Genomic DNA, 25,214 nt, shown 5'->3' on the forward strand with positions numbered 1-25,214 from the left:
GACAGCTGGAGGTCCGCCCGGCAGCGTCGCTCACTTTTCCCTTACTCTCGTTTCGGGGCCCCGGCGGGAACCTGGTCAAGCCCGAGCTCCTGCAGCTTCTCTCTGGTCGGGCGGCCGGCGATGTCCCAGCCTCTGACCTTGTAGTACTCGCTGAGCAGCGGCTCCCGGTTCCAGACCCGGCCCTTCGGAGCACCTTCCTGCAGTGGCTCTTGTAGCAGCCGCTGTGGCAGGGTATCGTCTGCCCTGGTGAAGCCGAGCTTCATGTTCGCCAGCTTCTGGAGGTTCCAGACCCGCTCGCCGAGCAGCAGCGCCTCTTTCTCATCCATCTCGATGCCGGTGACGGCCGAGATTGCCTCAGCGTAATCTGCGGCGCTTAGCGCGAACGAGCTGAACAGGCACATGCCGATCGAGTCGATGGTAGCGGTCAGGTCCTGGAAGATTTTCGTCCACAGGGCCTTATCGGTGTCCACGTATGGGTCCAGCTTCTGCGGGGAGCCGAGCACTTCTGGCGCGACCATGTACCCGTACACGTGGCACCCGCCACGCAGCGAGGTCGCGTAGGCCAGGCCATGACCCTGCAGTCCTCTCGGATCGTATGCCGGCATGTCTTGCTTCTTAACGCTCATCGACAGCTCGGGGTGGCCGTACTTCTCCGCGAACCGGTACGAGCCCTCTGCCATCTCGTCCCCTATGCCCTCCCGGTAGCCCATCTTGCGGACCAGCTCAACCATGGCTGCAGCGTCGCCAAACCTGATCTTTTCGCCGATGTAGCCCCGCTGCGACATTTCCATGGCGCACGCGATAGTGGCCCCTGTGCCTATCGTGTCCATGCCGAGCTCGTTACAGAGGTCGTTTGCCTTCTTGACTGCGACGAGGTCGTCTATGCCGCAGTCGGGGCCCAGCGCCCAGATCGTCTCGTACTCCGGGCCTTCTGCGGGCACGCCGTCGATCTCGGTGTACCGGCCGCACTGGACCGTACAGGCGAAGCAGCCCTTAGGCCTCTTGAGCATGGTTTTGGCCAGCGTCTCACCGGAGACCTTATCAGCGTTCTCAAAGTGTGCGCTCTGGAAGTTCCTGACCGGGAGAATGTAGTTCTCGTTGATGATGTTGACAAGGACTGCTGTGCCGTAGTTGTGGATCGCCTGCTCGATGCCGTTCTCCTTGAGCTTCGCGACCCACTTCTCCTGGACTGCCTTCATGCGCTCGGGATGTGCGGGCGCAATCCTGGCATCCCCTGAGGCCGCGACTGCCTTGAGGTTCTTGGAGCCCATGACCGCTCCCACTCCGCCTCTGCCGGCCGCCCGGAAGTTCTCGTTCATGATGCAGGCGAGCCTGCTGAGCTTCTCGCCGGCAGGGCCAATGCAGGCGACTCTTGCGTTCTTATCCTTGACGTCTTCCAGAATAGCCGCGGTCGTCTGCGTCGAGGTCCTGCCCCACATAGCCGATGCGTTCCGAATTTCCGCTTTGCCGTCGCTCAGGAACAGGTAAGCCGGAGTCTTGGCTTTGCCTGTGATAACGACAGCGTCGAACCCGGCCTTCTTCAGCTTCCACCCGAAGGACCCTCCGCTGTCGGCGCTCGTCACGGTACCAGTCAACGGCGACTTCGTGGCCACCGTATACCTGGAGCCGAGGGGCAGACCAGTGCCCGTCAACGGTCCAGTGGCGAAGACGAGGATGTTGCTTTCGCCCAGCGGGTCTCCGATGGTGTCCAGAGCATCGGCCAGGATCTTCACTCCCAGGCCTCTGCCACCCATGAACTGGCGCTTCCACTCCTCCGGGAATGGTTTAGCCTCCATCGTGCCTTTGGTGAGGTTTACGAACAGAATTTTTCCTGCGTAGCCATCCATAGTATCACAAGGGACGTTGGCTGGATGTTTTAAATGCTTTCTAGATAACGATTGTTAATGATAATTAGTTTTGAGATTTAATAATCATTCTTTGAAAAAGAGTGGTTTCAGTCTATGCCGGCATGACATAACCGATGGCGATTCGGCATGAAAATACACAACGATCGCTGCGCTGTGCCAGGATCACAGATTCTGGCAGATGCCACAGATTACACAGATACTAATCGATGAGAAATAGATCTACCGTCTACCGCTTTTATTTTCATGCCATCTGTGAAATCGGTGCAATCTGTTTCAATCTGTGATCCTGGCACAGCGCAGCGATCGTTTTGTTGTCTCACCCTTCTTGAGCAACTTTCGGCTATGGCGGCAGCCCGTCGTTGATCAGCTGTTCGCAGTACCTGCTGAGCTCGGACTGCTCGCATTTCAGCTGCCTGCGGATTCTCACTGCCAGCGAGCGGTAGTCGAAGTCCGGGAACATTTTGGTCACGCCCCTGAACGGCGGGGGGTCGTGGTACGCCTCTCCTTCTCTCTTGTACCGGGGGATGAGGTGGACGTGGAGGTGCTCGTTCTGGTTCATGTAGATGGCGTAGTTCATGCGGTCGGGGTTGCAGACCGCCTTGATGGCATCCACCGTCGCAGACACGTCTTCCATGAACGCCATGTAGAGCATCTGTTTGTGCTTCATCAGGTCGTTCAGGTCGGTCACATGGTCTCGCAAGATAACTACCGAGCGGCCGGGATAGGTCTGGTCGTAGCTGAGGGCGGCTACGCTGACCGGCAGACGCCTGATAAAAGTGGGCTCCGGGTGCTCGTACTCCTCGTTGACCAGCACTATCAGCCTGTTTTTCCGGCAGAAGCTGCAATGAGAGTCGTAGTTGACCTGAAATGGCCTCGCCATGGCATGGCTACGCCTGAGCACGCCTGCGGCGATCATGTCCGCCACATCGCGGGTGAAGCACTCGCCTGCCAGGCCATCCCTGTTGCTGTGTTCCATCGTGACCTCCGGAGCAGTCCGGGGCATCAGCGTAGCCCGGGCATACTGTAAAAAATATTGTTGCGATAGGCTAAATTCTTACCTATCCTGATCTGCGTGCCGGAGAACGCGAGTAGCGTGGCAATAGCTGCTATCGCCTGAGCTCAGCGTAGCTCCGGCGGTTGAAGCTGCAGGCTTTCATGCAGATCGTGCAGCTGATGCACCTGTCCTTCTCGATATGGGTCACGGTCCCTCCGGCTTTTTCCACCGGCGTCTCGAGAATGGCCTTCGCCGGGCAGGATCTGATGCATTTGCCGCAGCTTTTGCAGAAGCCCGCTATCCAGGCGTGCTTATCGCTGTCGGTGAACGGGAGGTTGTCGATGCCCGTGAAGATCGCTGCCAGCCTCGTGCGTGGCCCGAATTCCGGGGTGATGATGAGGCCGTGCCGGCCCTTGTAGCCCAGTCCTGCCTTCTGTGCCAGCCGGGGGTGGAGGACAGCGCTGTTGGCCGGGTGGCCGGCGTGTGCCGGGAAGCCCTGCTGCCGCAGGTAATCGACCAGCTGGCTGGTGATTTTGCCGAGCTGATCATATGTATCGATGCCCATCCGCTGCGTCGCCGGAGAGGGGGCGGCATCCACGGCAGCCTTATCCATCTCCATGGTGAGGATGATAGCGTTCGGGTAAAGGACCGCCCGGTCCTTGAAGATCGCTTCGGGCGGCACCTCAGTATAGCCGATGGCGGCGATGCCGAGGGAACGGGCATACTTTTCGAAGGCCTGAAGTGCGACAGTATCGATGTTGGTCTTCGAACCCTCCAGGCTGCCTCTTGCGTTCATCAGGCTCCGATCGATGCTCTTAGCGATGGACAGCTGCATGGGGAGCTCGTGTAGCGTGACCTTGAGCTTGTCAGCCTGGCCTTTTTCCGGCGATAGCGGAGAGGCTCTGATTGACCCTTCGACTTCGCCCAGGGACTTCTCCAGGCGGTTGAACTTCTCGAGCCTGTACCGCTTGTAAGGCTCGATGATGCTGCCGAAGACGCTCATTGAGATGCCCCCGGGGCAGCGTTTTTACCCTGTACATCCTGTCCGGCAGGCCTAAAGTTGCCCGCCTCCGAGAACAGGGTTCTCTTGAGATATACCATGATGAGGGCGACCATAATTCTGGCCGCCATCTTAGTAATGGGGCCGATCTTCGCCTCCGTGTAGTAGTACTTGCTCTGATCCATCCAGCCTTTCTCTTTCCAGTACTGGTGGTCTGCCGGGTAGACGGTCTCATACATCGCGGCAAACTGGTTGCCCATGGTCTGGATGGACCTGAAGCCTACGACGTCCATAAGGGAAGGCTTCGCAGGGCCCTTGTTCTTGATGGCTTTGTAGAACTGCAGAGCAGCGGCATCGATCTCCCGGTTGTTCTTCTCCGCGTACCTTTGCGGGAGCTTGAACGGCGGGGTCATCAATGCGAGCTTGCCTCCGGTCCTGAACCCAAAGTGGGACAGCGGCCCGTACATGGCTGCCATGCATTCTTTCATGCCTCCGGGGCCTGCGCTAGTGACGACGTACAGGGCATGCTGCTCGAAGAACCTCGCCCGGTGGCCTGCGTAGGCGATCCGGTCGATGAGTGTCTTCATCAGGCCGCTGACGTTGCTGGCGTAGTTGGGGGAAGCGAAGATTACGCCTGCGGCGGAGAGCATCTTCGCTTCGATCTCTGCCCTGCTGTCCTTCAGCGGGCACTTCTGCTCGCCTTTGAGGATGCATACCGTACAACCCCTGCATGCCTCCAGGTTCTGATCTTTCAGGAACAGGTACTCGAAGTCCACGTCCCCGTGCTTCTTCATGTTCTCCTCGATGCGCTGAACGGCACGGTATGTGTTGCCTTTTCTGGCGCTTCCCATAATTGCCAATATCTTCATGTTATGCTTCCTCCGGCTTGAGCATCTCGACAAACAACCTCATGTGAGCCCTCGACTTGCGCTCGATGAGCTCCGGGTCGAGGCCTTCCTCATACCGCAGCAGGAAGGTCTCCATGTGCATGTAGATGGTGAAGGCGAAGTACGACGTGGCCAGGGCTCTCGGGTCCACCGCTTTGATCTTCTTCTTGTCCATGAGCCTCCTGAACATGAGCTCGGTTTCGTCAACCGGACGCTCGAACATCTGGCCATAAAAGAAGTCCCGAATCCTCTTGTTGCGGTACAGCTCGATGGTGATGATGCGGGTGATCTTGACCATGTAGGGGTCGTTCATCATCTGTCTTATAGAAAGCAGCCCTCGCTTCCAGCACCTGTTCGAACGTCAGGGCGTCGAGCATGGCGTCCATGTCCACGCCAGAGGCCTGCTGCGGGTAGAGCCTGGCCTTGAGGTACTCGAAAACCGAATCCAGAATTGCGTCTTTACTGGCATAATGCTTGTACACAGAGCTCTCTTTGATACCTACCGCACCTGCGATGTCTCTGATTGAAACTCCTTCGTAGCCCCGCTCTGCGAACAGATCGACTGCTGCGTCGAAGATCTTTTCTTTGGTGCTCTTTTCGCCCGGCACCTTCGCCGGCCTGCCCGACTTTCTACCTGCTGTCATGTTCATCACCAAAAGCTATCATGTGTTATCTTTACAGTGCATACTATACGCTATAGGTATATAAAGATAACGACTGTTAGCTTTTATGGCAGCTACGGGCTCACGAGCTCTCTGGCTTCAGCAAGTCCTCGAACAGCTCGATCTGGGCTTCCAGGTCCCTTTTTATCGCATCCATATCTATGGGCCTACCGTAGTCGAAGACGAAGCTCTGGAAGACCCAGGCGAACCGGTACGCGTTGAAGAGCCCGGCGAGCGCTCTGACGTTACAGGGCTTGATTTTGCCTGCCTCCACCTGCTCCCTGAAGATTGCCTCTGTGGTCGAGTCTCCCCTTTCGATGTACTCTTTCCGGAAGTAGTCCCTGATCCGGTCGTTGTGGTACATCTCGGTGAACATGATGTGCGCGATCTTGACCATGATCGGGTTGGCCTCGATAAACCAGGGCAGGCCTGCCAGCATATCCCTGAAAATACTGCTTTCCGGACGCTTCTCTGCGTTCGGCGCCGGCGGCAGAGGGGCGTATATCTGAGTTTCCATGTAGTCGAAGATCGCGTCCAGAATCGCCTCTTTAGAGGTATAGTGCCTGTAGACCGCACTCTCCGCTATGCCCACCGCCTTAGCAATATCCCTGATCGAGGTCCTGTCGTAGCCCTTTTTGGCGAACAGGTCTACCGCAGCATCGAAGATCTTCTCCTTCGTGTGCTTTTCTCCCGGCACTCTGGCCGGCCTGCCGGTCTTTCCGGCCTGCTTTTGCGCGCCCATGCTCCTCTCCTTCACCTTACCACCGGTCCTGCGCTTCTTCCACGATCTTGATCTCTGCTGCTACGTAAACCTGCCGCCAACGCCTGGCCGGAAGAGATCAGGCATAGCAGGCCGGCAGTGGCGAAGAGCGCCAGATCGTACGGAGCCGGCGCCAGCATGCCGGCGATCAGGAGCGCCAGCCTCTCTGGCCTGCCAAACATGGCCGCATCGGAGTTCAGGCCTCTCCTGTGATTGAAAATTCTGGAAGCCAGCAGGATATACGAGCCAGTTATGACTATAATGGCTGCAGCCGAAGCGCCTCCAACGATCGCTCCCACCACGAAGGCCAGCTCTGAAAGTCGATCACATGTGCTGTCGAAATACCGGCCGAACTCTGTGCACTCGCCCCACGATCTCGCGAGGGAGCCATCTACCGCGTCCAGGCTGGCGCCGAAGATGAACACGGCGATGCCGGAGTAGAGGTGGCCAGACGCTGCGAGCAGCCCCCCGATCACTGATGTCAGTAGCCCGGCAGAAGTAACCATGTTCGGCGTCACTCCCGCCCTGTGGAGGATGCGGCTGATCGGTATCAGGGCCCTATCCTTAAGAGGCTTAAACGTATATAGCAGGCTCATATGTAGCTCCTGGCTGATTGTACCATCTTACCTAGCGGCCAGGCTGAAGAATCTTGATAACAGCTTTGCCATCGTCTTCTTTACCAGGCTGACCTGTGGGTCATAGTAATACCACGTATCCTTCTCAAGCCAGCCCGTGGTCTCTCCAGTAGTGGTAATCGTAGTATTCCGCGGACAACTTCCTGATGGACGGCTGGGCCGCCAGGAATACGGCCATGTTAACCAGGCCTGGCTTCACTCTGCCAGATGCCGCTGCACGGAAAAACTTTGTCGCCGCCGTGGCGATCTTTTTCTCGGCCTTATCCGCCCGGGTGCCGAATTCCAGCACGTCGTTGGCAGCTATGGCAAAACTGTGGGCGACAGTGAATCCCCAGACCTCTGCCATGAACGAGAACGATTTAAGCATCTGGCCTGTTCCCAGCTCAAAGCCGGCGGTGGCCAGCATCAGCGCGCTTTTGAAAAAGCGGGGCCGGTGGCAGACATAGGCGAACCTGTCGAAGAAGTTCTTCATCAGGCCCGAGACGTTGAAGACGTAAACGGGTGAGGCGAAGATGACTCCGTCGGCCTGGTGCATTTTCTCCTCCAGCATCGCCCGGTCATCTTTGTGAGGGCAGTGGTCTTCACCTTTCGTAAAGCAGGCCCCGCAGCCGAGGCATGGCCTGAGATCCAGGTCTTTTAGGAATAAGTATTCGAAGTCCACGTCTCCGAGCTGTTTCATCTTCTCTTCGACTCTTCTGGTCAGCTTGTAGGTGTTGCCGTTCTTTCTGGGGCTGCCCATGATTGCCAGTATCTTCACAAGCATCGCCTTCCTACTGTGTCACGACTGCCACGAGGTCTCTGCAACCCAGGGCGGCTTTATTCTCGTCGCGATCGCCGATCAGCCTGACCTCTGCCTTTCGATTCTGGATTGAGGCGACCTGGCTCTCGAGCGATGTCAGGTCGCTGGCGACAAAGTCGTTCGAGCCGGTGGTCCCGAATACGCCCAGCTTTACATGATTCTGCAGTGTCAGCCCCTTTAAGTACGCCTCGATCGAGTTGCTGGCCTTACCGAAATACATGGGCCCGCCAACTACGACGATATCGTAGCCGGAAACATCGGTAGCGGCTGCGCTGCTTACGCCCGCCAGCTCGACTTTATAGCCCTTCGATTTCAGGTCACCAGCAATTCCCGTTGCCGCTTTTTTTGCCGCTCCTGTAACGCCCGGGTCATAGACGACCAGCGCCTTCCCCGTAACATGCCCCGCAGGGCTCAACGATTCGGCGCCCGTAGCCATCTTGCCCGTCAAACCTGAGCATATGATGCCCCCGCTTGCTACGAGGGCGAATATTGCCAGTAATACGATGGCAACTGCGACTAGAATAACTATTGTCAGTAAAGACATTCTGATTCTCTCCATCTTGTCTCATCCTATTATGTGAGTGAACAATCACTCACATAAATTCATATAGGATATCCGCTATAAAAAGTTAACGGTCATTCACATTTACCGGTTACCGGCCAGCAGTGCCTGCACCCACTCTCTCTTCTTCCAGATGGCGCAGCCGCCGTCTTCTTCCAGCAGCTCTCCGCTGTTCTCCCTGATGCTCCTCAGGAACTTCGATTGCAGAGCCTCTTTGTACGACATATGCTGCAGGCTGGCATCGGAGTAAGGCGCGAACGGGCATGGCTCGAGGTCTCCCGAAGCGCTGACGTGGACGAAGCCCCTGCCCGATGACAGGCATCCGCCAAAGGCTTTTTCCTCTCCCGGGAAAGCCAGAAAGGCGGCTGCATACTTTGACCTGAACGAGCCGGCGACAAGGATTTCCCTCTGCTCTGGTGTGGGGACCCAGTTCTCGGTCCCTTCCCTGACCGGGCTGTACTCTACGTAAAAGAAGGCCTTGCAGCCCTTGTCCAGCAGGCCCCGGACGAAGGCATCCCCTGTTACCGTAGAGAAATTAGAGCGGGTCACAGTGATCGAGACGCCGAAGAAGATGCCGGCTGCTTGTAGCTTTTCCATGGCTGCCAGAACTCTGCCGTAAGTGCCCGCACCCCGGCGTAAATCAGTATCTCCTTCGAAGCCTTCCACGCTCAGCATCGGGATCACGTTGCGCTGCTCCTTGATGCGGGCCACGATCGTCTCGTCCAGCAGCGTGCCGTTGGTCAGCAGCGGGAAGATAATGCCGGGGTACTTCTTTGTGATGTCCAGCAGCCCGGGCTTTAGCAGCGGCTCCCCGCCGGCCAGCAGGATGATCGCCGTGCCCAGCGCTTCCGCTTCGCCGAAGAGAGTTTCCAGCCTGGCCGGGCTCATCTCAGCTTTGTTCTCCCTGGGCAGGTTCTGGGAGTAGCAGCCCTGACAGTGGAGATTGCAGTGATCAGTCACGCTCAGGATCATGAGAGGCGGGACGTGAAGTCCCTCGCTTTCCCAGGCCTGCCTCTTCTCTGCAGCTCTTTTCTGGGCTTTGAGGGTGCGCAGGAAGAAAGCGGCCATTTTCGGGTCTCTGGCCGAAGCCCGGAGCGCATCCTTGAAGGTCGTGCGGACCAGCGTTTCTAGCATCTTGTTGATACCATTGTTATCCATAAACTGTCCTCTTCTTTAAGCTCGGGAGGCCTATACCGCCCATCTGCAAGAGCCTCAGGCCGATCAGGATGTGCCAGATCATCAGCAGCAGGCCGGCAGAGGCAACGAATAGAGTACCGATCACCGTCAGGGTTGCACCAGGCGCAATTATCACGGCAAGACAATAGCCCAGGTCGAGGACGCTCGCCAGTATCCCGACATAAGCGGTCGTCCTGCCGAAGAACTTGCTCCGTAGCATGGCGATCGAGATCACCAGGCCGGCGACCGCGACCAGGAGGAAGCTCAGGTAGATCCCGGTACCCTGGTATACCGTGCCCGGGTTATACATTGACAGCATCGTCTGGCCGGCCGCCAGGAGGGTAGACCGCTGTGCATCTGTTGTCGCTGCGGCGTACTGGTCGCTGAGAGAAAGCAGGGAGAAGGCAGTGTTCGAAGCGAAGTAGACTGCGATGCCGATAAGGCCGAGGACTAACGCTATCAAAGCCTTACTTTCATGACTTTGCTTAAGGACGACATATAGGGCGATAAACATCAGGCCTACCAGCGCATAGTCAACTATGTCGAACACGTTTAGCAGTGCTAAACCCAGGAGTCTGTTCTGTTGCAGGAGGGTGAACCAGCCGATCGTCATATCAGGCGGCATCTGCCCGCTGAGAAGCGATACTTCCGGGCCGAGGTTTCTCCTGAAGACAAGCCCTGCGATAAGAGCCGCGGCTCCGCCGAGCACGTAAAGGCCCTTATGGGTGGTATCGGCAGTCTCGACAGCAGTAGCGGCCTTCATGAAGATCGCTCCCCGTCCGGCTTGAACATCTCTGCGAATAGCCTGATCTGGGCGACTGTTTCCCGCTCAATGCGGTCGAAGTCCTGCCGGCCGTAGTTGAGGATGAAGGTCTGGAAATACCAGCTGACCATGTAGGAGATGAACATCGTCGCCACTGCCCGGGGATCGCAGGGCCTGATTTTGCCCCGCTCCAGGAGCTTCGTGAAGAGGACTTCCGTCTCGTCGATCGGCCTCTCCATGAGCTCCCGGCGGAAGTAGTCGCCAATCTTCTCGTTGTGGTACAGCTCGATGAGCATGATGCGGGTGATTCGGGCCAGGTTCTGGTCGGCCAGCATAAACTTCGGCACACTAGCGAGGATCTCCTCCAGAGACAGCGCTTCTACCATGGCATCGAGGCCCCCCTCCAGAGTCCCGGAGGGGACGTCCTCCCGGGCCTGAGGGTATATCCGGCCTTCGACGTAGGCGAAGATTGAGTCGAGGATCTCGTCTTTCGAGGCGAAGTGCTTGTAGACGGCGCCCTCGGTCAGGCCCACGGCCCGGGCGATGTCCCGCACGGATACTCCGTCGTACCCTCTTTCAGCGAACAGCTCTATGGCGGCATCGAAGATCTTCTCCTTCGTGCTCTTATCGCCGGGCACCTTCGCTGGCCTGCCGGTCTTTCTCGCCGCCTGCTTAACAGTCATGATCATCGTACCTCAAGAGCTATTCGTATTCTCGGTCCTGCCTATACAATCATTTCGGTCGCCGCTAGCTGTCTTTCCCGCTTCAGTAAGCCGCCGGCTGTCGCGCACGAACCCTGCCGCTACCAGCAGCAAAAGTAACCCGAATGCAGCGGCGATGTTAATGCAGAGGGGAATGACGATGGCATCCGACCCGGCAACGCCGGGCAGCAGCCCGATGAGCGGCCAGCCGACGAACAGCATGAGCCAGGCGATCAGATCCGTACCGTACAGCCATGGCCAGAAGCTGTCGAGCCGCTGCCTGAGGCCGGCCGGTATCCGGTTGCGCCACCCTGGTTGCCGTGTATTAATCCGGGTGGCCGCCAGGCCTATAACCAGTCCCAGTATAAAGGGCCCGAATCCTCCGCCCACCAGGAGCACCGCGACCGACAGCAGGATCAGGACCAGGCCCCCGTGCCTCTTCTCGATGAATACTGTTGCCCAGACTAGAAATATCGAGGACATGATTATCGCCAGAATGCCCGTCACCAGCAGGTTAGGTACAATGGACATCGCCGGCTCCCCGTTCAGGATGCTGAACAGTGCTGAGTCAGGCCATGACTGAAACACGATGCCCGGAGAGGCCACGTTACCCTGCAGTACTTCTCCCAGGCCATGCTCGATGCCCGACAGCCCTGCCAGGGCTCCCAGGGTGGAGACCGTTATTCTTGTGGCGCTAAACTTCATCGCAATCCCGCCGTCATGCAGCCACTGGCTGAAGCTTCTTCTCTGTCAGACAACCTGCCCACGCTCGAATAGCAGCCCAGTCCCTCTGGTCGATCGGCTTACTGGTGTCGAAGCCTTTGCTCTCGAGGTCTTTCTTCACGGCGCCGAAGAACCGGTCGATGCGGCCCTTGCTGCTAAAGTCCAGGTACCCTCCGAAGTAGGCCAGCCCCACAGGCTTAATCATGGGGAACTTCGAAGCCACCTTCTCCATGCACTCTCTGGCATAGCCGGCCAGCGCCGGGTCGCCGCCTGCGAGGCCCGAGGAGAACAGCGCCACCCGCTTTCCTCGCGAGCACTTTCTCATTGCGCTTCAGGAACGCTTTCGCCTGGCGCTTCCACATCGTCATGAAGACGGAACTGCCCACCACGACAAGATTGAACTCGCACACGTCGATGCCCCTCGTCTCTTTAGCGTTCCTGACTGCCACAGCATAGCCCTGCCGGCCTAACTCGTCCCCGATCACGTCTGCGATCTCTTTCGTGGCACCGCCCCTGGTGCCGTAAACGACTAAAGCTTTCATCCGATTCACTCCCGGTCACATATGTAAGTAAACATTTACTTACTTTACAAATTCTAATATACGCGACTACTATAAAAAGTTAACGTTTACTTACTTTATCCCTGGGCTTGCACGGATTGGGCTTATGGATCATTATATAACAAAATTTATGGGATTGTCAGGTACCGTTTACACGAAGTACACAAGGTACGCGAAGTACGCGAAGTTTAATCATATAATCGGGTTGCAGTCAGCCTTTTTATCAGACTTTGAGTACTTCGTGTACTTCGAGTACTTCGTGTAAATAGTACGAGCACTCGTGTACAACGTTTTCAAGAATGGCTATCTTCTGGTAAATTGATGGGCACCAGTACAAAAAGTTTTAACTCTGACTTCTACTCTCCGGTAATGCCCACGAGCATCTTGCGGCCCCGGGGGCCATCGAATTCGCAGAAATAGATGCCCTGCCAGGTGCCGAGGGCAAGCCGGCCATCTATGACTGGTATCATCTGGGAGAAGCCCATCATGGACGCTTTAAGGTGGGCGTCGGAGTTGCCCTCTGCATGGCGATAGTTACCGTGAACGGGCACCAGCTTTTCCAGCGTGGCCAGCAGGTCGGTGACCACGTCGGGATCGGCGTTCTCGTTGATGGTGATGCCGGCGGTCGTGTGGGGCACGTACACATAGCAGATGCCGTTCTTTACACCGCTCTTTGTCAGCTCGGCGGCTACCTGCCGGGTTACGTCGATGAACTGGGCCCTGGTGCTTGTGGGGACAGAGATTTCTTTCCAGATAATGGTGATCACTCCTGCGTAGTCAGGAGTATGCGATCGATCGAGAAAAAATTATCTGGCCTTCGCCGCCACTTCCTTCGTCCACTGGCGGATGGCTTCCCAGTTCCTGCCGTCGACCGGCTTGCTGGTGTCGATGCCTTTCTTCTCGAAGTCGGCCTTCATGGCGTTGGCCATTATCTTCGCTAAGAAGTTCGGGCTGTCGAAGTTGACCACGCCGCCGAAGTAGGCCAGCGCTACTGGTTTTATCGCCGGGAACTGCGCCGCAGTTTTTTCGATGCTCTGCTTTGCGGCATCAGCCTGGGCTGGATCGCTGCCTGCGAGGCCCGACGAGAACAGCGCCACCTTTTTGGAGGCCAGCTCCTTCTGGTTTGCCTTCAGGAAGCCCTTCGCCTTGCCGCTCCACATGCCGGCGTAGACCGAGCTGCCGACCACAAAAAGATCGTAGTCCTCTACCTTCACGCCTTTCAGGTCCGACGCATTCTTCACCATCGATTCAAACCCCTCGGCTGAGAGCGTTTTACCGATCTCCTCGGCGATCGCCGTGGTGGCGCCGCCTCTGGTTCCATATACTACTAATGCTTTCATCTCTATACCTCTCGGTTAAAGGAAGTTGAACCACACTTTCTTTCTGTACTCCTCGTACTTCCCGCCATATCTCTGCTGCATGAAGCTGTCTTCAGCCTTGATGAACATCCTGAACGACGCGTACATGACGAGAGACGTTCCTAGCAGCAGCCACCAGTTCAGCAGCAGCGCGATGGCCGGGAACACGAACACTGTCCACGAGCTGTATATCGGGTTCGGCATCAGCGCATACGGGCCCTTAGTGGCCATCTCGCCCTTCGTGTAGGCGAGCAGGAAGTACACGACAGCTGCCAGCCAGAGGGGTATGCCGACGAGCAGTAAGATGCCTGCGAGCCCCAGGGTGATTTCCCGGGGCAGGAACGTCATGTCGAACATTGGCCTGGACAGGTAGCTCACCAGCGTGGCTACGATAAAGTACAGGGCTGCGGGCGCCATGATCTTCGGGCCGGCGCCCTCGATGCCCATCTTTTTAACCTGAGTATTTGCCATGTTTAAGCCTCCTTTTGCTTTGGCGGCCACTGGACGTCTCCCGGACCCATGTCTTTCATCATGCCCATGACCAGGCTGACCATCACGTTGACAGCCGCCTTTTTGACAGGCCCGATCTTCGTCTCGTAGTGGTACTCCTTGCCCTTGTAGAACTCGAAGTCTGCGGGCAGCCACTGGGCGCAGCTTTCCGAGATCTTCTTCTGGATGACGAACCGCATGTAGTCGTTGAACGAGGGTACTGGCAGGGACGTGTCCCGGCAGGCTGTGTAGAACTTTTCAGTCTCCTTCGTGATCGCCTTCTCCTTCTTCGCGACCGCGTTCGCAGTCTGGGGCCAGGGCGGCGTGCCCACGCAGAGCTTGCTGACGATTCTGGAGCCGCCGAGGGCGTTCTCCATGGCCTCGACCGTCTGCTCCAGGCCGGCGCCGCCCGAGTTGGCGACGAGCATGACCTTCTGCCGGAAGAACCGGAGCCGGTGGTTGGTGTAGGCGAACCGGTCGATGAAGTTCTTCATCAGCCAGCTCACGTTCTCGACGTATGCCGGGGAGTTCAGGATCACGCCGTCCGCTGCCAGCAGCTTCTGCTCAAGCGCTGCCCGGTCGTCCTTGAGCGGACACTTGTCCTCGCCCTTCGTCACACACGCGAAGCATCCCTTGCAGAGCTGGAGGTTTGAGTCTTTCAGGAAGACGTACTCGAAGTCGACCTCGCCCTTCTGCTTCATCCGTTCCTCTACCATCCTGACTACCTTGTAGCCGCTGCCCTTGCCTTTGGGGCTACCCATGATTGTTATGATCTTCATGATGTTTTTCTCCTTACGTCGGGACAGCCGCGGGCACTTTGCCCGCCTGTTCTATCGTTTCCGTGCTCTTAACTCCCATGATCTGCATCAGCCTGTTAAAATTGATATCGGTCGGGATGCCCTGCTCATGCCAGTGCTTCCGGCACCCGCAGTGGTCCAGCAGGACGCACTGGGGCGGCATACCAAGCCCCTTCGCCTTCCACCCGCCGGATACGAGGTTAGACACGCAGGCGATGCCCACGATGCCCACACCTTCGCCGATGAGGGTTTTACCCGCGTCGCCCGAGAACACAGATGACTCGTGGGGCACCAGGTGGACGCTAAAGCCGTGCTTTTGGCCCAGCTTCATGAGCATGTTCACCCGGCACTTGGGCTCGCACCCGGTGCACTCGCACGACAGGCCATTCGAGTGGGCCTGGCACTTCGGCTTGGAGTAGTAGCGCATGCAGGCCGGCAGGATTACTGCCTTGTGCTTCGTCTGCAGGAAGTCCGCCCGGAACGACCGGTTCATGATCTCCGCGCCCACCATGTTGAGGTGGTACTCGACTCTGCGGCGGGCGGAGAAGACTACGTCCTCCTTCCACCTGTGCTCCCGCTGCTTCTCCTGCAGGAACTGCTCGACGTTCGGGGTGTACTTCCCGAGTGCTTTCAGGCTGCTCTCCTCGAACCGCCCTGCGAAGGCAACGGCTGCCTGTATGTCTTCCGATACCTGCCTGGCGGGGACAGTCTCCCAGTACTCCCTCCAGTTGTGCAACCTCTTTACTTCCTGCACGTGATCCCCCGTCGCCTCCATCCACCGGAGCAGCTGGTCCAGGTGTTTCAGGGATGCCTTGGGGGACCATTCCCGGTCCGTGGGGGCCAGGAAGATGGTCGCGAGGATGCCCCTGACGCCGTCGGCGACGGGCTTGAGCGTCTGGTTGCGCTGGCGGAGCCGGGAAAGGTATGCCATAATGCCAGTCCAGCCGCTGGATATGTCGTGAGCGTCGTCGGCGTATATGCGCCACAGTGTGCCCAGCATCAGCAGCTCGAAGGCGTATTCTTCCGCCGACCGGACTGCTTCGATGCCAGTCTGCTCGACGTATGCCCTGAAGCGCCCGACGATCGGGAGCAGCACTTTCGCCTCTTTCAAGACCTCCTCAGTAAAGGCCGCCGCATCCTCGTAGTACTGGTTGGAGTTGAACTGGCCATTCCGGAGGGAGTAGGTGACGACTTCCATCACTGGGCCTCCTGAATTTTTACGCTGTTGAAGATGAACTTGATGTGGGGTTCCAGTTCTTTCAGCATGTTTTCGGTGAACGTGTCGTAGGTCATGTCATCAAAGCTGATGATGAAGTAGTCGAAGAAGAGGTAGATGCAGTGGTAGAAGAACTCCTGAGCCAGCAGTCTGGTGTCGCACTCCCTGATGTAGCCCAGCTCCATCATCTTGCGGAAGGTCTGCTCCCACGCTGCGACCGGTACTTCTACCATGGTCGACTTGAAGAAGGCCCTGACCTTGTCGTTCCTGAAGAGCTCGATAGAGATGATTCTCCAGATTTTGGCTATGCGGGGAGTGTTGATCCTCTGCAGGTAAGCCCCGGCGCCCATAGTCATGAATCCCTCCGGGCCGTACTGCTCCAGCAGGGCTTCCATCGGCAGCTCGTTGGGGTCCATGCGGGACAGCTCGGAGATGAAGTAGTTGATGATAGTGTCCATGAGCTCTTCTTTACCCTTGTAGTGGTTGTAGATCGAGCTTTCCCTGATGCCCACTTCCCGGGCGATCTCCCGGATGGACACTTTGTCGTAGCCCCACTTCGAGAAGAGATCGATGGCTGCGTCCATGATCAGTTCCTTCGTGCTCACGGTCTGTTCTGTGTTCTTCATTCTCCTTCTACCTCTGATTCGACTTCTTATCTCAACTAACGAACGAACGTTCGTCATCCTTATAGATACGCTATGAGTATATAAAACTAACGTTCGTTCGTTAGTTCGGAGCGCTGGATGCATAATCGTGGCGTCTAATTGCCTGATCCTTAGTAACAGGCGCGCTCCCGCACGCAGGTGCGATCGATTACGGGGAAAGTATTTAAGGCTGCGAGTAATTGTTCGTTAATAATAGAACAATCTGGTGATATCGCATGACCGAAGAGCAAATCCGTTCCATTACCCCGGCCGAGACCTTCGCGCAGGCCGTGGACGCCGCAGTTGTCCTGAAGCAGCGGCTCATCGAAAACCTCGGCACCGATGACGGCGCTTACCGGGCGGCGTTCTACAAGTTTTACAACCGGTTCATGAGCCTGTACTACATGACTAAGTCCGACGTGGTCAACGGCAGGACCTTAAACGGGCTGGAAGACGCGGAAAAGCGCCAGGAGCTGATCAACCGGCTGGAGCAGTACGACGAGGACGTCATGACCGGCAAGCTCGACGTCGCCGACGCCCGGACCGGCATACATCTGCTACGGCAGTATGCGGACTACCTCAAGTACTACAACCTCGTCTGATCCCGGTGGACAGACTCTCCTTTTTCCTCTCGCTACCTAATAGTGATATCATAACAATATGTCCTCGGCGCCCGGCCTCCGGGCATGCGAGGGACTGAAGTCTGGCAGAGAGTTTTTAAGTCCCGCTGCCAATAGTCAGGGAGATACTATGGCTGACAAGCTTCTCTCTGGCGATCGAAAGGTCATCTCTGTTGATCTGCGGATCAAGAGCCGCCCCGTAGTCCTGACCACTGAGACGGCCGAGCAGGCCGTCCGGGAAGCCTCCTTCGTCAGCCTGGCGCACCAGTGCATCTGCCGTGCCGAGCGCCAGTGCCAGAACTACTCCCCCGGCTTCGGCTGCCTGTACCTGGGCGAGGGCGCCAGAGGCATCGTGGCTAAAGGCAACGCGAGGGAGATCACAGTAGAAGAAGGTCTCGACGTCGTCCGGCAGGCCAGGGAGCTCGGCCTGATTCACATGATCCTCTGGACCAGCAGGGAATTGCGGGCGCTTGGAGGCGATGCTGACCATGCGCTCGAACTATGCTCGTGCTGCCCGTGCTGCTGTATCACCCGGAGGACAGGCGACGGCATGCAGGCATATATAGACGGCATGACAGGCCTCGGCATCGCCCGGGCAGACGAGGGCTGCACCTCGTGCGGCGACTGCGAGCGGGCGTGCTACTTCAAAGCCATCTACATCGCCGAGGACGGCCCGGAGATCTATGCGGACCGGTGCAAAGGCTGCGGCAAATGTGAGATCGCCTGCCGGCAGGGCGTGCTGAAAGTTTATCCCCTGGAGCAGGTGCCCGTTTACGACAACGGCTGGGAACAAATTCCCTCGGAAGAGTTCTTGGGCCAGATACTGATGACTATAAAATAATCGTTATTCCAGTAACTTTTTGAGGGTCAGGTACCGTTTACATGAAGTATAGTAATTCTTAAAACTTTTAGGGCAGTCAGGTACCGTTTACACGAAGTACGCGAAGTACGCGAAGTACACGAAGTTTTACGATAAGATCATTTTCAAGTATGCCATTTTTATCGTACTTTGAGCACTTCGCGTACCTCGCGTACTTCGTGTAAATGGTACGGGCACTCGTACAAAATGTTTCAGTAACGACTATACTTAGTGTAAATGGTACGAGCGATAGTCTAAAATGTTCCAGTATTTACCGGGGGCGAACCATTATGCATGGAAACACTTTTCACGTAGCCCTTAGTAATGATGTATCGATGCCCGAGGAAATACGGCTCATCCGCCCAGATGAGCTTGACCAGCTGCTGGAGCTGTACCGGCTGCTCCACCCCGCAGACCCGGACGCCAGGGAAAACCCCGACCTGCCGCAGCTGTGGGAAGAGATCAGTAATGATAAAAACCTGTTCTACCCGGTAGTTGTCGTAGACGGCAAGATCGTTTCCTCCTGCACGCTGGCGATCGTGAAAAACCTTACCAGGGGCCTCCGCCCGTACGGCCTCATCGAGAACGTCATCACCCATCCCGGCCACCGCAAAAAGGGCTACGGCACGCTGGCCTTGCATAAAGCGGTCGGCATCGCCCAGGAACACAACTGCTACAAGGTCATGCTCCTCACCGGGCACAAAGACGAGGCTACGCTGAAGTTCTACGACCGGGCAGGGTTTGTCCGCGGAGAGAAGACCGGGTACATCATCCATCTCTGAGCACTATAAAAACTTATTTTAAACCACGGCTCCTTATCCTGGCAACTGGTAAATAAATGTTCTAACCACGGCGACACGGCGACACGGAGACAGTGCGAGAAGCGATGGCTGGATGGTTATTTGAACCACGGCGGCACGGCGGCACGGAGACCATTCGAGAAACGATGGCAGGATGGTTAGTTAAACCACGGCGGCACGGCGGCACGGAGACCATTCGAGAAACGATGGCAGGATGGTTAGTTAAACCACGGCGGCACGGCGGCACGGAGACCATTCGAGAAACGATGGCAGGATGGTTAGTTAAACCACGGCGGCACGGCGGCACGGAGACGACCTGTACCGGAATAGCAAGGCCTTCTTTTTATTAATCCACAGCGACACGGCGGGCTGAATGTACGGAGACAAATAGGTTTTCCTTCCTTCAAGCAGTTGATCGAAAGTCAGGCTGAAACGATTGGATAGTAAGCTTATGGTTAATGCTCTGTCTTGGTGTCGCCGTGGACATAAAAAGAGTTCACTTATACCGGTTCACGAATGTCTCTGTGTCGCCGTGCCGCCGTGGTTTTATTTACCACTGGCCTGTCGTGGATCGCCTTGTCTTTGTGTCGCCGTGCCGCCGTGGTTCAAACATTTGATCTACAGTTGTCTGGATAAAGAGCCGTGCCGCCGTGGTTTTATTTACCACTGGCTTGTCGTGGATCGCCTTGTCTTGGTGTCGCCGTGCCGCCGTGGTTCTAGTTACCATCTGGTTTGTCGTGGATCGCCTTGTCTTGGTGTCGCCGTGCCGCCGTGGTTCAAATATTTGATCTACAGTTGCCAGGATGAAGAACCGTGCCGCCGTGGTCGGAAAGATTATGTCATTTGGTTATTGCGATGCCCTTGAGCTCGTTTTCAATGACTCTGGCAGCGTCCCTGGCACTATCATTAAGTGGAATAACTTCAATCTCATCTGCTCTTCTGGCTCCAAGGCCGAGTTCGGCGGCGCGCCTGATCTGAGGCAGGCTGAAGATGTCGCCATCTGCCACTTCGGGCGTGGTGCCGTAAGATCGTAAGAGCGCTACGCCGCAGGCGTCTATGGCTATGCGGTCGCTGCTGGCGAGCATGAGGCCGGGCTCGACGAGGGTGCCTTTCTCGGGCCCACCTTTGGAGAAGCCCTTGATGGCGTCCATGATGACGACGGCTGGCGAGTAAGCAGCGTTAATCTCGGCGATCATCTCCCGCTGGTATGGGGAAGAGTGGAGCTCGCCCATATAGTCGTAGTTGTCCTCCGGGTCGTACCGGGCGACCATGCCCACGCTGTTCTTCAGGGACATGGTAAAGTGGCCGCCAAACCTGTGGGCTTTGAGGCAGCAGGTCTGGATGGTCACGTCGACGTCGGCGAAGTAAGGGGCGAACAGGTAGCCTCTCTGCCAGTGGCCGGCGCTGTGCTGAACCCACACCCGCCTGTCCTGCAGGTCGTCCAGGATGATGACGTCCACGCCTTTGCGGCTGGCGAGATCGAGGACTCCTCTGGCCTGCAGCACTTCTCTGGTGATGCCCATGCCGCTGCGCTCTGCCAGAATGATATTGCCAGCTTTGCCGGCTTTTACCACGTCGACGATGGCTGCCAGAGTATCAATGTGAGTCGATGCCGGAAAAGGATCGGCACTGTTGTAGTTCGCCTTGATGGCTACCCGGAGTCCGGCCAGGTTGTCCGGGATTGACTGTTCCAGCAGCATGGCAACCGCTTCCTTCCTGTCCGCTGTCTTGATTATGTATACTTTTGACCTGCTCTCCTGAGCCATGAAAATTCCCGACAAACTGGTTTCTTACTGCAGCCAAAAAGCTGCCCGTCCGGAATACCGGTGAACAGGCTACGTTTGCCGTTTTATTCCATGGCAGACTGCTATTGCTCTGCTGCCCATGACGTATACAGTTATTTTTATAGAAATGTTTAAGTATTAAACAGTAAATATAATTGTGGCATTATTAAACACGATGGGGTTGAAAGCATCGAGACACAAGTGATAGCAAAAAGCCGTATACACGAGTCATGCAGGCTGTACGGCATCAACACGATCGGCAGGAACTGCACCATTCTCGAGAACGTCACTCTGGGCTATCCCAGCGGCCGCATTCTGGACGAGATCGCCGCAGCCGGGGTCAAGCCGGAGACCTATTCTTACGTCGGCACCCGCATCGGCGACGATGCGGTAATCCGGCCCGGATCTACCCTCTACTGCGACGTAGTGATCGGGAATGCCCTGCGAACCGGGCACAACGCCCTGATCAGGGAAAACACCCTGATCGGAGACAAGGTGCTCGTCGGTACGAACGTCGTCATCGACGGGAACTGCAGGATAGGGAACCGCGTCAGCATCCAGAGCAACGTGTACATCCCGACCAACACGACTATCGAGGACAGCGTCTTCCTCGGGCCGTGCTCAGTCCTGACCAACGACAAGTACCCGATCCGGGTACCCTACGATCTGAAGGGCCCCGTCCTGCGCAAAGGGGCATCCGTCGGAGCCAACGCCACCATCCTCCCGGGAGTAGAGATCGGGGAGGGAGCTATGGTTGCGGCAGGCGCGCTGGTCACCAAAGACGTGCCGGCGTGGAAGCTTGCCATAGGAGCACCGGCGAAGATCGTGGAACTGCCAGAAGCGCTCAGGAGCTTAAACAGGATTTGATGCTATGATACCGATTGCAAAACCATTGATAGGCCAGGAAGAGATCAACGGCGTCGTAAGTGTCCTACAGTCGGGCACCCTCGCCGAGGGTCCGAGGGTTAAAGAGTTCGAGGAGGCCTTCGCCTCGTATACCGGCGTGAAGCACGCCATTGCGGTGAATTCGGGCACAGCAGCCCTGCACGTAGCTCTGCTGGCGAAGGGTATCGGCAAGGGTGACGAGGTCATCGTACCACCGTTTACCTTCATCGCCACCGCCAACGCCGTCCTCTTCGCGGGGGCAAAGCCCGTGTTCGCCGACGTGGAGCCGGGCACCTACAACATAGACCCCGAGAAGATCAAGGAGAAGATCACGAAGCACACGAAAGCCATCATCCCGGTCGACCTGTACGGGCAGGCGGCGGCCATGGATACCATCATGGACCTCGCCAGAGACCACCAGCTCTCGGTCATCGAGGATGCATGCCAGGCCCACGGGGCTTCTCTGAACGGCAGAAAGTGTGGCTCGTTCGACGCCGGGTGCTTCAGCTTCTACCCGACCAAGAACATGACCACCAGCGAAGGCGGCATGATCACCTCGGACGACAAAGAGTTCGATGCCAGGGCCCGCATGATCCGGTCCCACGGCTCCAAGATCAGGTACTATCACGAGATGCTGGGCTTCAACCTCCGCATGACCGACATCAGCGCAGCCATTGGTCTGGCCCAGCTGAGGAAGATCGAGGAGTACAACGAGAAGAGGATCGCCAACGCCACCCGGCTGAACCAGCAGCTGCAGGGCCTCAACGGCATCGTGACTCCTCATGTACTGCCCGGCCACAGGCACGTCTTCCACCAGTACACCCTCCGGATTACTCCCGACTTCCACCTGTCGAGGGACGAGGTCATCAAGAAGCTCGGCGATGCCGGCATCGGCTCCGCAGTCTATTACCCGGTCCCCATCCACCAGCAGCAGCTGTACCAGGAGCTGGGCTACACCGATTCCTGCCCGGTATCGGAGATGCTTGCGAAGCAGGTGATCTCTCTGCCGGTGCACCCGTCTGTAACGCCTGAAGAGATCGACTTCATCGCCGACACCATCCGGAGGCTCTGACATGCGAATAGGCGTCATCGGCGCGGGAGCCATGGGCCAGAACCACATCCGCACGTACAGCCAGATGAAGGACGTGGAGCTTGTCGGCATCGCAGACGTAGACAAGCAGCGCATCGAGGCACTCTCTAAGCAGTACAACACGAAGGGCTTCACCGACTATAACGAGCTCCTGAAGCAGAACCTGGATGCAGTCAGCATCGTGGTGCCGACTACTCTGCACCGGCAGGTAGCCCTGGACGCGATTCACGCGGGCACCAACATCCTGGTTGAAAAGCCCATCGCCGACACGATTGAGAATGCCCAGGCCATCGTCTACGCAGCCGAAGCCCAGGGTCTCACGCTGATGGTGGGCCACATCGAGCGGTTCAACCCGGCGGTGCTGAAGATGAAGCAGATCATCGACAGCGGCAAGCTGGGCAAGGTAGTCTCGATTTCGACCAGCAGAGTTGGCCCCTACAACCCGAGGATCCGGGACGTCGGCGTCATCCTGGACATCGGGGTGCACGACATCGACATCGTCTCCTACCTCTACAACAGCCGGGTCACTGATGTCTATGCCATCGCGGGCAAAGAAGTCCACTCCCTCGAGGATCATGCTTCTATGTTCCTCCGGTACGAAGGCGACCGCGCAGGGGTCGTAGAAGTCAACTGGCTGACGCCTCACAAGACCCGCAAGTTCGCGGTCATCGGCACGGAAGGCGTCGCCTACGGCGACTACATGGAGCAGCGGGTCACCATCCACGACAAGGAGTGGGTGAGGGATGCCAAGATCGAGAAGCGGGAGCCGCTGGCGCTGGAGCTGGAAAGCTTCCTGAACGCGTGCAGGACTCACAAGGAGCCTGTCACCACCGGCCCGGACGGCATTCATGCCCTGGACGTAGCCATCGCAGCTATCGAATCGTACAAGAGCCGCGCGATGGTGAAGATCTACTCCGGCCGGTACGCGCTTCCCCGGGCAGACCAGCCTACGAAGGCGACTGTATAGCTATGGTGACACCCATGAGCACGCTGTTTCACGAGCGGACGAACGCGGTAAATGCCATCCCTTCTCCCGAAGTAATGGCGGGTAGCGTCGTGCTGATCCACGGCCGGCTAAATCCGCTTGCTATCGGCACTATTGTGGCGGTTGCCAGAAGCTGTGCCGACTCAGTGATCGTGGTGCCGGATCGGCACGATGCCCGGCTGGAGCGGCTGGCCGGCTCTCTGGGCGCCATGGTAGTGCCTGCAGATCCGGACGGCGCCGGCACCCTCGGCTCCATCCTGGCAGACGCGGGCGTGGTCGTGGCCATGTACGGGGACGGATCTCACGATCCCTTCAGGATACCTGTGCTCCTCCGGCAGGCGGCGGGCGGCAGCGATCTGGTCGCAGGGGCCCCGCTGCAGGCATCCGGTTCCAGGGAGGCAGCGCGGCTGCTGAACAACCATAAGCGGGAGGCACCGGAGGCACTGTTCATCGCGGCATCGCGCCGGGCTCTGGAAGGCCTCGGCATCCGCCCGGGCGCCGACCTGTCTCAGCAGATCAGAGACCACGCGAGGCGATCCGGCATCGCGGTCCGCAACCTCGACCCTGCTCCCGACTACTCTTACCTGGGCATGTGCCGCATCGGAGTCGTCGTGCCGGCGTACAACGAAGAGCTCCTGCTCGAGGAGACTGTCCGCGGCATGCCCTCGTATATCGGCCGCATCTACGTGATCGATGACTGCAGCACCGATCGGACTCCTGACGTCCTCCGGAAGCTGGCGGGGGAAGACCCCCGGGTCGTCGGCCTGAGGCACGAAGTCAACAAGGGCGTCGGAGCCACGATCATCGACGGCTACAAGCTGGCCATCCGGGATGGCATGGACTACGTGGCAGTCATGGCCGGTGATAACCAGATGGACCCCGAGGAGCTGCCCAGGCTGTTGCTACCTGTCATCGACGGGAAAGCAGACTACGCCAAGGGCAACAGGCTGCTCAGCAGACAGATGAGAACGGGCATGAGCAACTGGCGGTTCTTAGGCAATTCGATGCTGACGATGCTGAACAAGATCGCCAGCGGCTACTGGCACATCAGCGACCCGCAGAACGGCTATACGGTCATTTCCCGCCGGGCACTGGAGACGCTGGACCTCGACTCGATCTACACGTACTACGGCTACTGTAACGACATGCTCGTCAAGCTGAACGCGGCGGGCCTCGATACCCTGGACGTGCCCATCCCCGCCCGGTACGGCAACGAGAAGTCCAAGATACGGTACGGGAAGTTCATCTTCAAGGTGGCCCCCATGCTGTTCCGCGGCTTCCTCTGGAGACTGAAAGTCAAGTATACAATCCTCGATTTCCACCCGCTGGTGCTCTTTTACCTGGCGGGCATGGCGCTGGTGCCCGCCGGTATCCTCGCCGGGTGCCTGGCGCTCGGGCTGGCCTTACTGAGCCCTGCGGCGTTCGCTCCTGTGGGGCTGTTCGCCACAATACTGGCCCTGGCCGGGCTGCAAAGTCTGTTGACCGCTATGGCACTGGATGCGCAGATCGACCGGGAGTCCGTGCATTAAGATCACGAATAAAAAAGGTTGAGGGCTCCGGATGGGGCTCTCATACTATGATTACGACTATGAGATGA

General features: G+C 57.6%; 31 protein-coding genes. 8 read left to right on the forward strand and 23 right to left on the reverse strand.

Going from position 1 to position 25,214, the window contains the following annotated elements; all coding sequences use genetic code 11:
* Positions 1-41 precede the first annotated feature (41 nt).
* The 16 genes from ACPLPM_RS05025 to ACPLPM_RS05100 all read right to left on the reverse strand — a co-directional run bounded on the left by ACPLPM_RS05025 (position 42) and on the right by ACPLPM_RS05100 (position 12,072).
* Positions 42-1,847, reverse strand: a complete 1,806-nt coding sequence (locus ACPLPM_RS05025; protein ID WP_424359149.1) for an aldehyde ferredoxin oxidoreductase family protein — start codon at positions 1,845-1,847, stop codon at positions 42-44.
* A 361-nt stretch (positions 1,848-2,208) separates the two neighbouring features.
* The gene (locus ACPLPM_RS05030; RefSeq protein WP_424359150.1) at positions 2,209-2,871 is read right to left on the reverse strand and encodes an HIT family protein; all 663 of its coding nucleotides are present in this window, start codon (positions 2,869-2,871) and stop codon (positions 2,209-2,211) included.
* 103 nt (positions 2,872-2,974) lie between these two features.
* Entirely contained in the window at positions 2,975-3,865 is an 891-nt protein-coding gene (locus ACPLPM_RS05035) for a 4Fe-4S dicluster domain-containing protein (protein ID WP_424359151.1), read from the reverse strand.
* The gene (locus ACPLPM_RS05040; protein WP_424359152.1) at positions 3,862-4,731 is read right to left on the reverse strand and encodes a flavodoxin family protein; all 870 of its coding nucleotides are present in this window, start codon (positions 4,729-4,731) and stop codon (positions 3,862-3,864) included. Before ACPLPM_RS05040 ends, ACPLPM_RS05035 begins: the two co-directional genes overlap by 4 nt.
* Before the next feature lies 1 nt (position 4,732).
* Positions 4,733-4,972 (reverse strand): hypothetical protein, encoded by a 240-nt coding sequence (locus tag ACPLPM_RS05045; protein ID WP_424359153.1) that lies wholly within the window; start codon positions 4,970-4,972, stop codon positions 4,733-4,735.
* Positions 4,953-5,393, reverse strand: coding sequence for a TetR/AcrR family transcriptional regulator (locus ACPLPM_RS05050; protein WP_424359154.1), 441 nt, complete (start codon positions 5,391-5,393; stop codon positions 4,953-4,955). The genes ACPLPM_RS05045 and ACPLPM_RS05050 overlap by 20 nt, the downstream gene beginning before the upstream one ends.
* Before the next feature lie 100 nt (positions 5,394-5,493).
* Positions 5,494-6,168: a TetR/AcrR family transcriptional regulator gene (locus tag ACPLPM_RS05055; RefSeq protein ID WP_424359155.1), complete on the reverse strand. Its 675-nt coding sequence runs from the start codon at positions 6,166-6,168 to the stop codon at positions 5,494-5,496.
* The gene (locus tag ACPLPM_RS05060) at positions 6,165-6,767 is read right to left on the reverse strand and encodes a CDP-alcohol phosphatidyltransferase family protein (protein ID WP_424359156.1); all 603 of its coding nucleotides are present in this window, start codon (positions 6,765-6,767) and stop codon (positions 6,165-6,167) included. Before ACPLPM_RS05060 ends, ACPLPM_RS05055 begins: the two co-directional genes overlap by 4 nt.
* A 124-nt stretch (positions 6,768-6,891) precedes the next feature.
* Positions 6,892-7,563, reverse strand: coding sequence for a flavodoxin family protein (locus ACPLPM_RS05065; protein WP_424359157.1), 672 nt, complete (start codon positions 7,561-7,563; stop codon positions 6,892-6,894).
* Between the two features lie 13 nt (positions 7,564-7,576).
* Entirely contained in the window at positions 7,577-8,149 is a 573-nt protein-coding gene (locus ACPLPM_RS05070) for a hypothetical protein (protein ID WP_424359158.1), read from the reverse strand.
* A gap of 102 nt (positions 8,150-8,251) precedes the next feature.
* Positions 8,252-9,325, reverse strand: a complete 1,074-nt coding sequence (locus tag ACPLPM_RS05075) for a radical SAM/SPASM domain-containing protein (RefSeq protein ID WP_424359159.1) — start codon at positions 9,323-9,325, stop codon at positions 8,252-8,254.
* Positions 9,318-10,106 carry a DUF4386 family protein gene (locus ACPLPM_RS05080; protein WP_424359160.1) on the reverse strand — a complete coding sequence of 263 codons (789 nt, stop codon included), beginning with the start codon at positions 10,104-10,106 and terminating at the stop codon, positions 9,318-9,320. Before ACPLPM_RS05080 ends, ACPLPM_RS05075 begins: the two co-directional genes overlap by 8 nt.
* Positions 10,103-10,795, reverse strand: a complete 693-nt coding sequence (locus tag ACPLPM_RS05085) for a TetR/AcrR family transcriptional regulator (RefSeq protein ID WP_424359161.1) — start codon at positions 10,793-10,795, stop codon at positions 10,103-10,105. The genes ACPLPM_RS05080 and ACPLPM_RS05085 overlap by 4 nt, the downstream gene beginning before the upstream one ends.
* 6 nt (positions 10,796-10,801) lie before the next feature.
* Complete coding sequence (locus ACPLPM_RS05090) at positions 10,802-11,512, reverse strand: hypothetical protein (protein WP_424359162.1); 711 nt, start codon at positions 11,510-11,512, stop codon at positions 10,802-10,804.
* A gap of 13 nt (positions 11,513-11,525) precedes the next feature.
* On the reverse strand, positions 11,526-11,735 hold the full coding sequence (locus ACPLPM_RS05095) for a hypothetical protein (RefSeq protein WP_424359163.1): 210 nt from the start codon (positions 11,733-11,735) through the stop codon (positions 11,526-11,528).
* Positions 11,728-12,072: a flavodoxin domain-containing protein gene (locus ACPLPM_RS05100; RefSeq protein ID WP_424359164.1), complete on the reverse strand. Its 345-nt coding sequence runs from the start codon at positions 12,070-12,072 to the stop codon at positions 11,728-11,730. Before ACPLPM_RS05100 ends, ACPLPM_RS05095 begins: the two co-directional genes overlap by 8 nt.
* 148 nt (positions 12,073-12,220) lie before the next feature.
* On the opposite strand from ACPLPM_RS05100, the gene ACPLPM_RS05105 reads away from it, so the two are divergent.
* Positions 12,221-12,355 carry a hypothetical protein gene (locus ACPLPM_RS05105; protein ID WP_424359165.1) on the forward strand — a complete coding sequence of 45 codons (135 nt, stop codon included), beginning with the start codon at positions 12,221-12,223 and terminating at the stop codon, positions 12,353-12,355.
* A gap of 91 nt (positions 12,356-12,446) precedes the next feature.
* Here the strand turns inward: ACPLPM_RS05105 and ACPLPM_RS05110 are convergent, their stop codons facing one another.
* The 6 genes from ACPLPM_RS05110 to ACPLPM_RS05135 are packed head-to-tail and all read right to left on the reverse strand — an operon-like array spanning position 12,447 to position 16,576.
* Positions 12,447-12,848 carry a secondary thiamine-phosphate synthase enzyme YjbQ gene (locus ACPLPM_RS05110; RefSeq protein WP_424360037.1) on the reverse strand — a complete coding sequence of 134 codons (402 nt, stop codon included), beginning with the start codon at positions 12,846-12,848 and terminating at the stop codon, positions 12,447-12,449.
* A gap of 48 nt (positions 12,849-12,896) precedes the next feature.
* Positions 12,897-13,430 carry a flavodoxin domain-containing protein gene (locus ACPLPM_RS05115; protein WP_424359166.1) on the reverse strand — a complete coding sequence of 178 codons (534 nt, stop codon included), beginning with the start codon at positions 13,428-13,430 and terminating at the stop codon, positions 12,897-12,899.
* A gap of 15 nt (positions 13,431-13,445) precedes the next feature.
* Complete coding sequence (locus ACPLPM_RS05120; RefSeq protein ID WP_424359167.1) at positions 13,446-13,919, reverse strand: methyltransferase family protein; 474 nt, start codon at positions 13,917-13,919, stop codon at positions 13,446-13,448.
* 2 nt (positions 13,920-13,921) lie between these two features.
* On the reverse strand, positions 13,922-14,716 hold the full coding sequence (locus tag ACPLPM_RS05125) for a flavodoxin family protein (RefSeq protein WP_424359168.1): 795 nt from the start codon (positions 14,714-14,716) through the stop codon (positions 13,922-13,924).
* A 13-nt stretch (positions 14,717-14,729) separates the two neighbouring features.
* Positions 14,730-15,932: a DUF116 domain-containing protein gene (locus tag ACPLPM_RS05130; RefSeq protein ID WP_424359169.1), complete on the reverse strand. Its 1,203-nt coding sequence runs from the start codon at positions 15,930-15,932 to the stop codon at positions 14,730-14,732.
* Positions 15,932-16,576, reverse strand: a complete 645-nt coding sequence (locus tag ACPLPM_RS05135; RefSeq protein ID WP_424359170.1) for a TetR/AcrR family transcriptional regulator — start codon at positions 16,574-16,576, stop codon at positions 15,932-15,934. The genes ACPLPM_RS05130 and ACPLPM_RS05135 overlap by 1 nt, the downstream gene beginning before the upstream one ends.
* Positions 16,577-16,830: 254 nt before the next feature.
* Here ACPLPM_RS05135 and ACPLPM_RS05140 point away from each other — a divergent pair, with 254 nt between their 5' ends.
* The 3 genes from ACPLPM_RS05140 (at position 16,831) to ACPLPM_RS05150 (ending at position 18,855) form a co-directional block, all read left to right on the forward strand.
* On the forward strand, positions 16,831-17,196 hold the full coding sequence (locus ACPLPM_RS05140) for a hypothetical protein (protein ID WP_424359171.1): 366 nt from the start codon (positions 16,831-16,833) through the stop codon (positions 17,194-17,196).
* Between the two features lie 148 nt (positions 17,197-17,344).
* Positions 17,345-18,055 (forward strand): 4Fe-4S binding protein, encoded by a 711-nt coding sequence (locus tag ACPLPM_RS05145; protein ID WP_424359172.1) that lies wholly within the window; start codon positions 17,345-17,347, stop codon positions 18,053-18,055.
* 353 nt (positions 18,056-18,408) lie between these two features.
* Positions 18,409-18,855: a GNAT family N-acetyltransferase gene (locus ACPLPM_RS05150; protein ID WP_424359173.1), complete on the forward strand. Its 447-nt coding sequence runs from the start codon at positions 18,409-18,411 to the stop codon at positions 18,853-18,855.
* A gap of 857 nt (positions 18,856-19,712) precedes the next feature.
* Here ACPLPM_RS05150 and ACPLPM_RS05155 read toward each other — a convergent pair.
* Complete coding sequence (locus tag ACPLPM_RS05155) at positions 19,713-20,639, reverse strand: DUF362 domain-containing protein (protein WP_424359174.1); 927 nt, start codon at positions 20,637-20,639, stop codon at positions 19,713-19,715.
* A 219-nt stretch (positions 20,640-20,858) separates the two neighbouring features.
* On the opposite strand from ACPLPM_RS05155, the gene ACPLPM_RS05160 reads away from it, so the two are divergent.
* The 4 genes from ACPLPM_RS05160 to ACPLPM_RS05175 are packed head-to-tail and all read left to right on the forward strand — an operon-like array spanning position 20,859 to position 25,146.
* Positions 20,859-21,524 (forward strand): DapH/DapD/GlmU-related protein, encoded by a 666-nt coding sequence (locus ACPLPM_RS05160; protein ID WP_424359175.1) that lies wholly within the window; start codon positions 20,859-20,861, stop codon positions 21,522-21,524.
* A 4-nt stretch (positions 21,525-21,528) separates the two neighbouring features.
* Positions 21,529-22,614, forward strand: a complete 1,086-nt coding sequence (locus ACPLPM_RS05165) for a DegT/DnrJ/EryC1/StrS family aminotransferase (RefSeq protein ID WP_424359176.1) — start codon at positions 21,529-21,531, stop codon at positions 22,612-22,614.
* Between the two features lies 1 nt (position 22,615).
* Entirely contained in the window at positions 22,616-23,599 is a 984-nt protein-coding gene (locus ACPLPM_RS05170; protein WP_424359177.1) for a UDP-N-acetylglucosamine 3-dehydrogenase, read from the forward strand.
* A gap of 14 nt (positions 23,600-23,613) precedes the next feature.
* Positions 23,614-25,146, forward strand: a complete 1,533-nt coding sequence (locus ACPLPM_RS05175) for a glycosyltransferase family 2 protein (RefSeq protein ID WP_424359178.1) — start codon at positions 23,614-23,616, stop codon at positions 25,144-25,146.
* The last annotated feature ends 68 nt before the right edge of the window (positions 25,147-25,214 follow it).

Source organism: Methanocella sp. MCL-LM, assembly GCF_049676595.1.
GTDB lineage: Archaea > Halobacteriota > Methanocellia > Methanocellales > Methanocellaceae > Methanocella_A.

Bases quoted from the DNA above. Each gene is read 5' to 3' on its own strand.
- ACPLPM_RS05025 (WP_424359149.1), bottom strand. From the start codon at position 1,847: ATGGATGGCTACGCAGGAAAAATTCTGTTCGTAAACCTCACCAAAGGC.
- ACPLPM_RS05030 (WP_424359150.1), bottom strand. From the start codon at position 2,871: ATGCCCCGGACTGCTCCGGAGGTCACGATGGAACACAGCAACAGGGAT.
- ACPLPM_RS05035 (WP_424359151.1), bottom strand. From the start codon at position 3,865: ATGAGCGTCTTCGGCAGCATCATCGAGCCTTACAAGCGGTACAGGCTC.
- ACPLPM_RS05040 (WP_424359152.1), bottom strand. From the start codon at position 4,731: ATGAAGATATTGGCAATTATGGGAAGCGCCAGAAAAGGCAACACATAC.
- ACPLPM_RS05045 (WP_424359153.1), bottom strand. From the start codon at position 4,972: ATGTTCGAGCGTCCGGTTGACGAAACCGAGCTCATGTTCAGGAGGCTC.
- ACPLPM_RS05050 (WP_424359154.1), bottom strand. From the start codon at position 5,393: ATGACAGCAGGTAGAAAGTCGGGCAGGCCGGCGAAGGTGCCGGGCGAA.
- ACPLPM_RS05060 (WP_424359156.1), bottom strand. From the start codon at position 6,767: ATGAGCCTGCTATATACGTTTAAGCCTCTTAAGGATAGGGCCCTGATA.
- ACPLPM_RS05070 (WP_424359158.1), bottom strand. From the start codon at position 8,149: ATGTCTTTACTGACAATAGTTATTCTAGTCGCAGTTGCCATCGTATTA.
- ACPLPM_RS05075 (WP_424359159.1), bottom strand. From the start codon at position 9,325: ATGGATAACAATGGTATCAACAAGATGCTAGAAACGCTGGTCCGCACG.
- ACPLPM_RS05080 (WP_424359160.1), bottom strand. From the start codon at position 10,106: ATGAAGGCCGCTACTGCTGTCGAGACTGCCGATACCACCCATAAGGGC.
- ACPLPM_RS05085 (WP_424359161.1), bottom strand. From the start codon at position 10,795: ATGATCATGACTGTTAAGCAGGCGGCGAGAAAGACCGGCAGGCCAGCG.
- ACPLPM_RS05090 (WP_424359162.1), bottom strand. From the start codon at position 11,512: ATGAAGTTTAGCGCCACAAGAATAACGGTCTCCACCCTGGGAGCCCTG.
- ACPLPM_RS05095 (WP_424359163.1), bottom strand. From the start codon at position 11,735: ATGATTAAGCCTGTGGGGCTGGCCTACTTCGGAGGGTACCTGGACTTT.
- ACPLPM_RS05100 (WP_424359164.1), bottom strand. From the start codon at position 12,072: ATGAAAGCTTTAGTCGTTTACGGCACCAGGGGCGGTGCCACGAAAGAG.
- ACPLPM_RS05105 (WP_424359165.1), top strand. From the start codon at position 12,221: ATGGGATTGTCAGGTACCGTTTACACGAAGTACACAAGGTACGCGAAG.
- ACPLPM_RS05115 (WP_424359166.1), bottom strand. From the start codon at position 13,430: ATGAAAGCATTAGTAGTATATGGAACCAGAGGCGGCGCCACCACGGCG.
- ACPLPM_RS05120 (WP_424359167.1), bottom strand. From the start codon at position 13,919: ATGGCAAATACTCAGGTTAAAAAGATGGGCATCGAGGGCGCCGGCCCG.
- ACPLPM_RS05125 (WP_424359168.1), bottom strand. From the start codon at position 14,716: ATGAAGATCATAACAATCATGGGTAGCCCCAAAGGCAAGGGCAGCGGC.
- ACPLPM_RS05130 (WP_424359169.1), bottom strand. From the start codon at position 15,932: ATGGAAGTCGTCACCTACTCCCTCCGGAATGGCCAGTTCAACTCCAAC.
- ACPLPM_RS05135 (WP_424359170.1), bottom strand. From the start codon at position 16,576: ATGAAGAACACAGAACAGACCGTGAGCACGAAGGAACTGATCATGGAC.
- ACPLPM_RS05140 (WP_424359171.1), top strand. From the start codon at position 16,831: ATGACCGAAGAGCAAATCCGTTCCATTACCCCGGCCGAGACCTTCGCG.
- ACPLPM_RS05145 (WP_424359172.1), top strand. From the start codon at position 17,345: ATGGCTGACAAGCTTCTCTCTGGCGATCGAAAGGTCATCTCTGTTGAT.
- ACPLPM_RS05150 (WP_424359173.1), top strand. From the start codon at position 18,409: ATGCCCGAGGAAATACGGCTCATCCGCCCAGATGAGCTTGACCAGCTG.
- ACPLPM_RS05155 (WP_424359174.1), bottom strand. From the start codon at position 20,639: ATGGCTCAGGAGAGCAGGTCAAAAGTATACATAATCAAGACAGCGGAC.
- ACPLPM_RS05165 (WP_424359176.1), top strand. From the start codon at position 21,529: ATGATACCGATTGCAAAACCATTGATAGGCCAGGAAGAGATCAACGGC.
- ACPLPM_RS05170 (WP_424359177.1), top strand. From the start codon at position 22,616: ATGCGAATAGGCGTCATCGGCGCGGGAGCCATGGGCCAGAACCACATC.
- ACPLPM_RS05175 (WP_424359178.1), top strand. From the start codon at position 23,614: ATGAGCACGCTGTTTCACGAGCGGACGAACGCGGTAAATGCCATCCCT.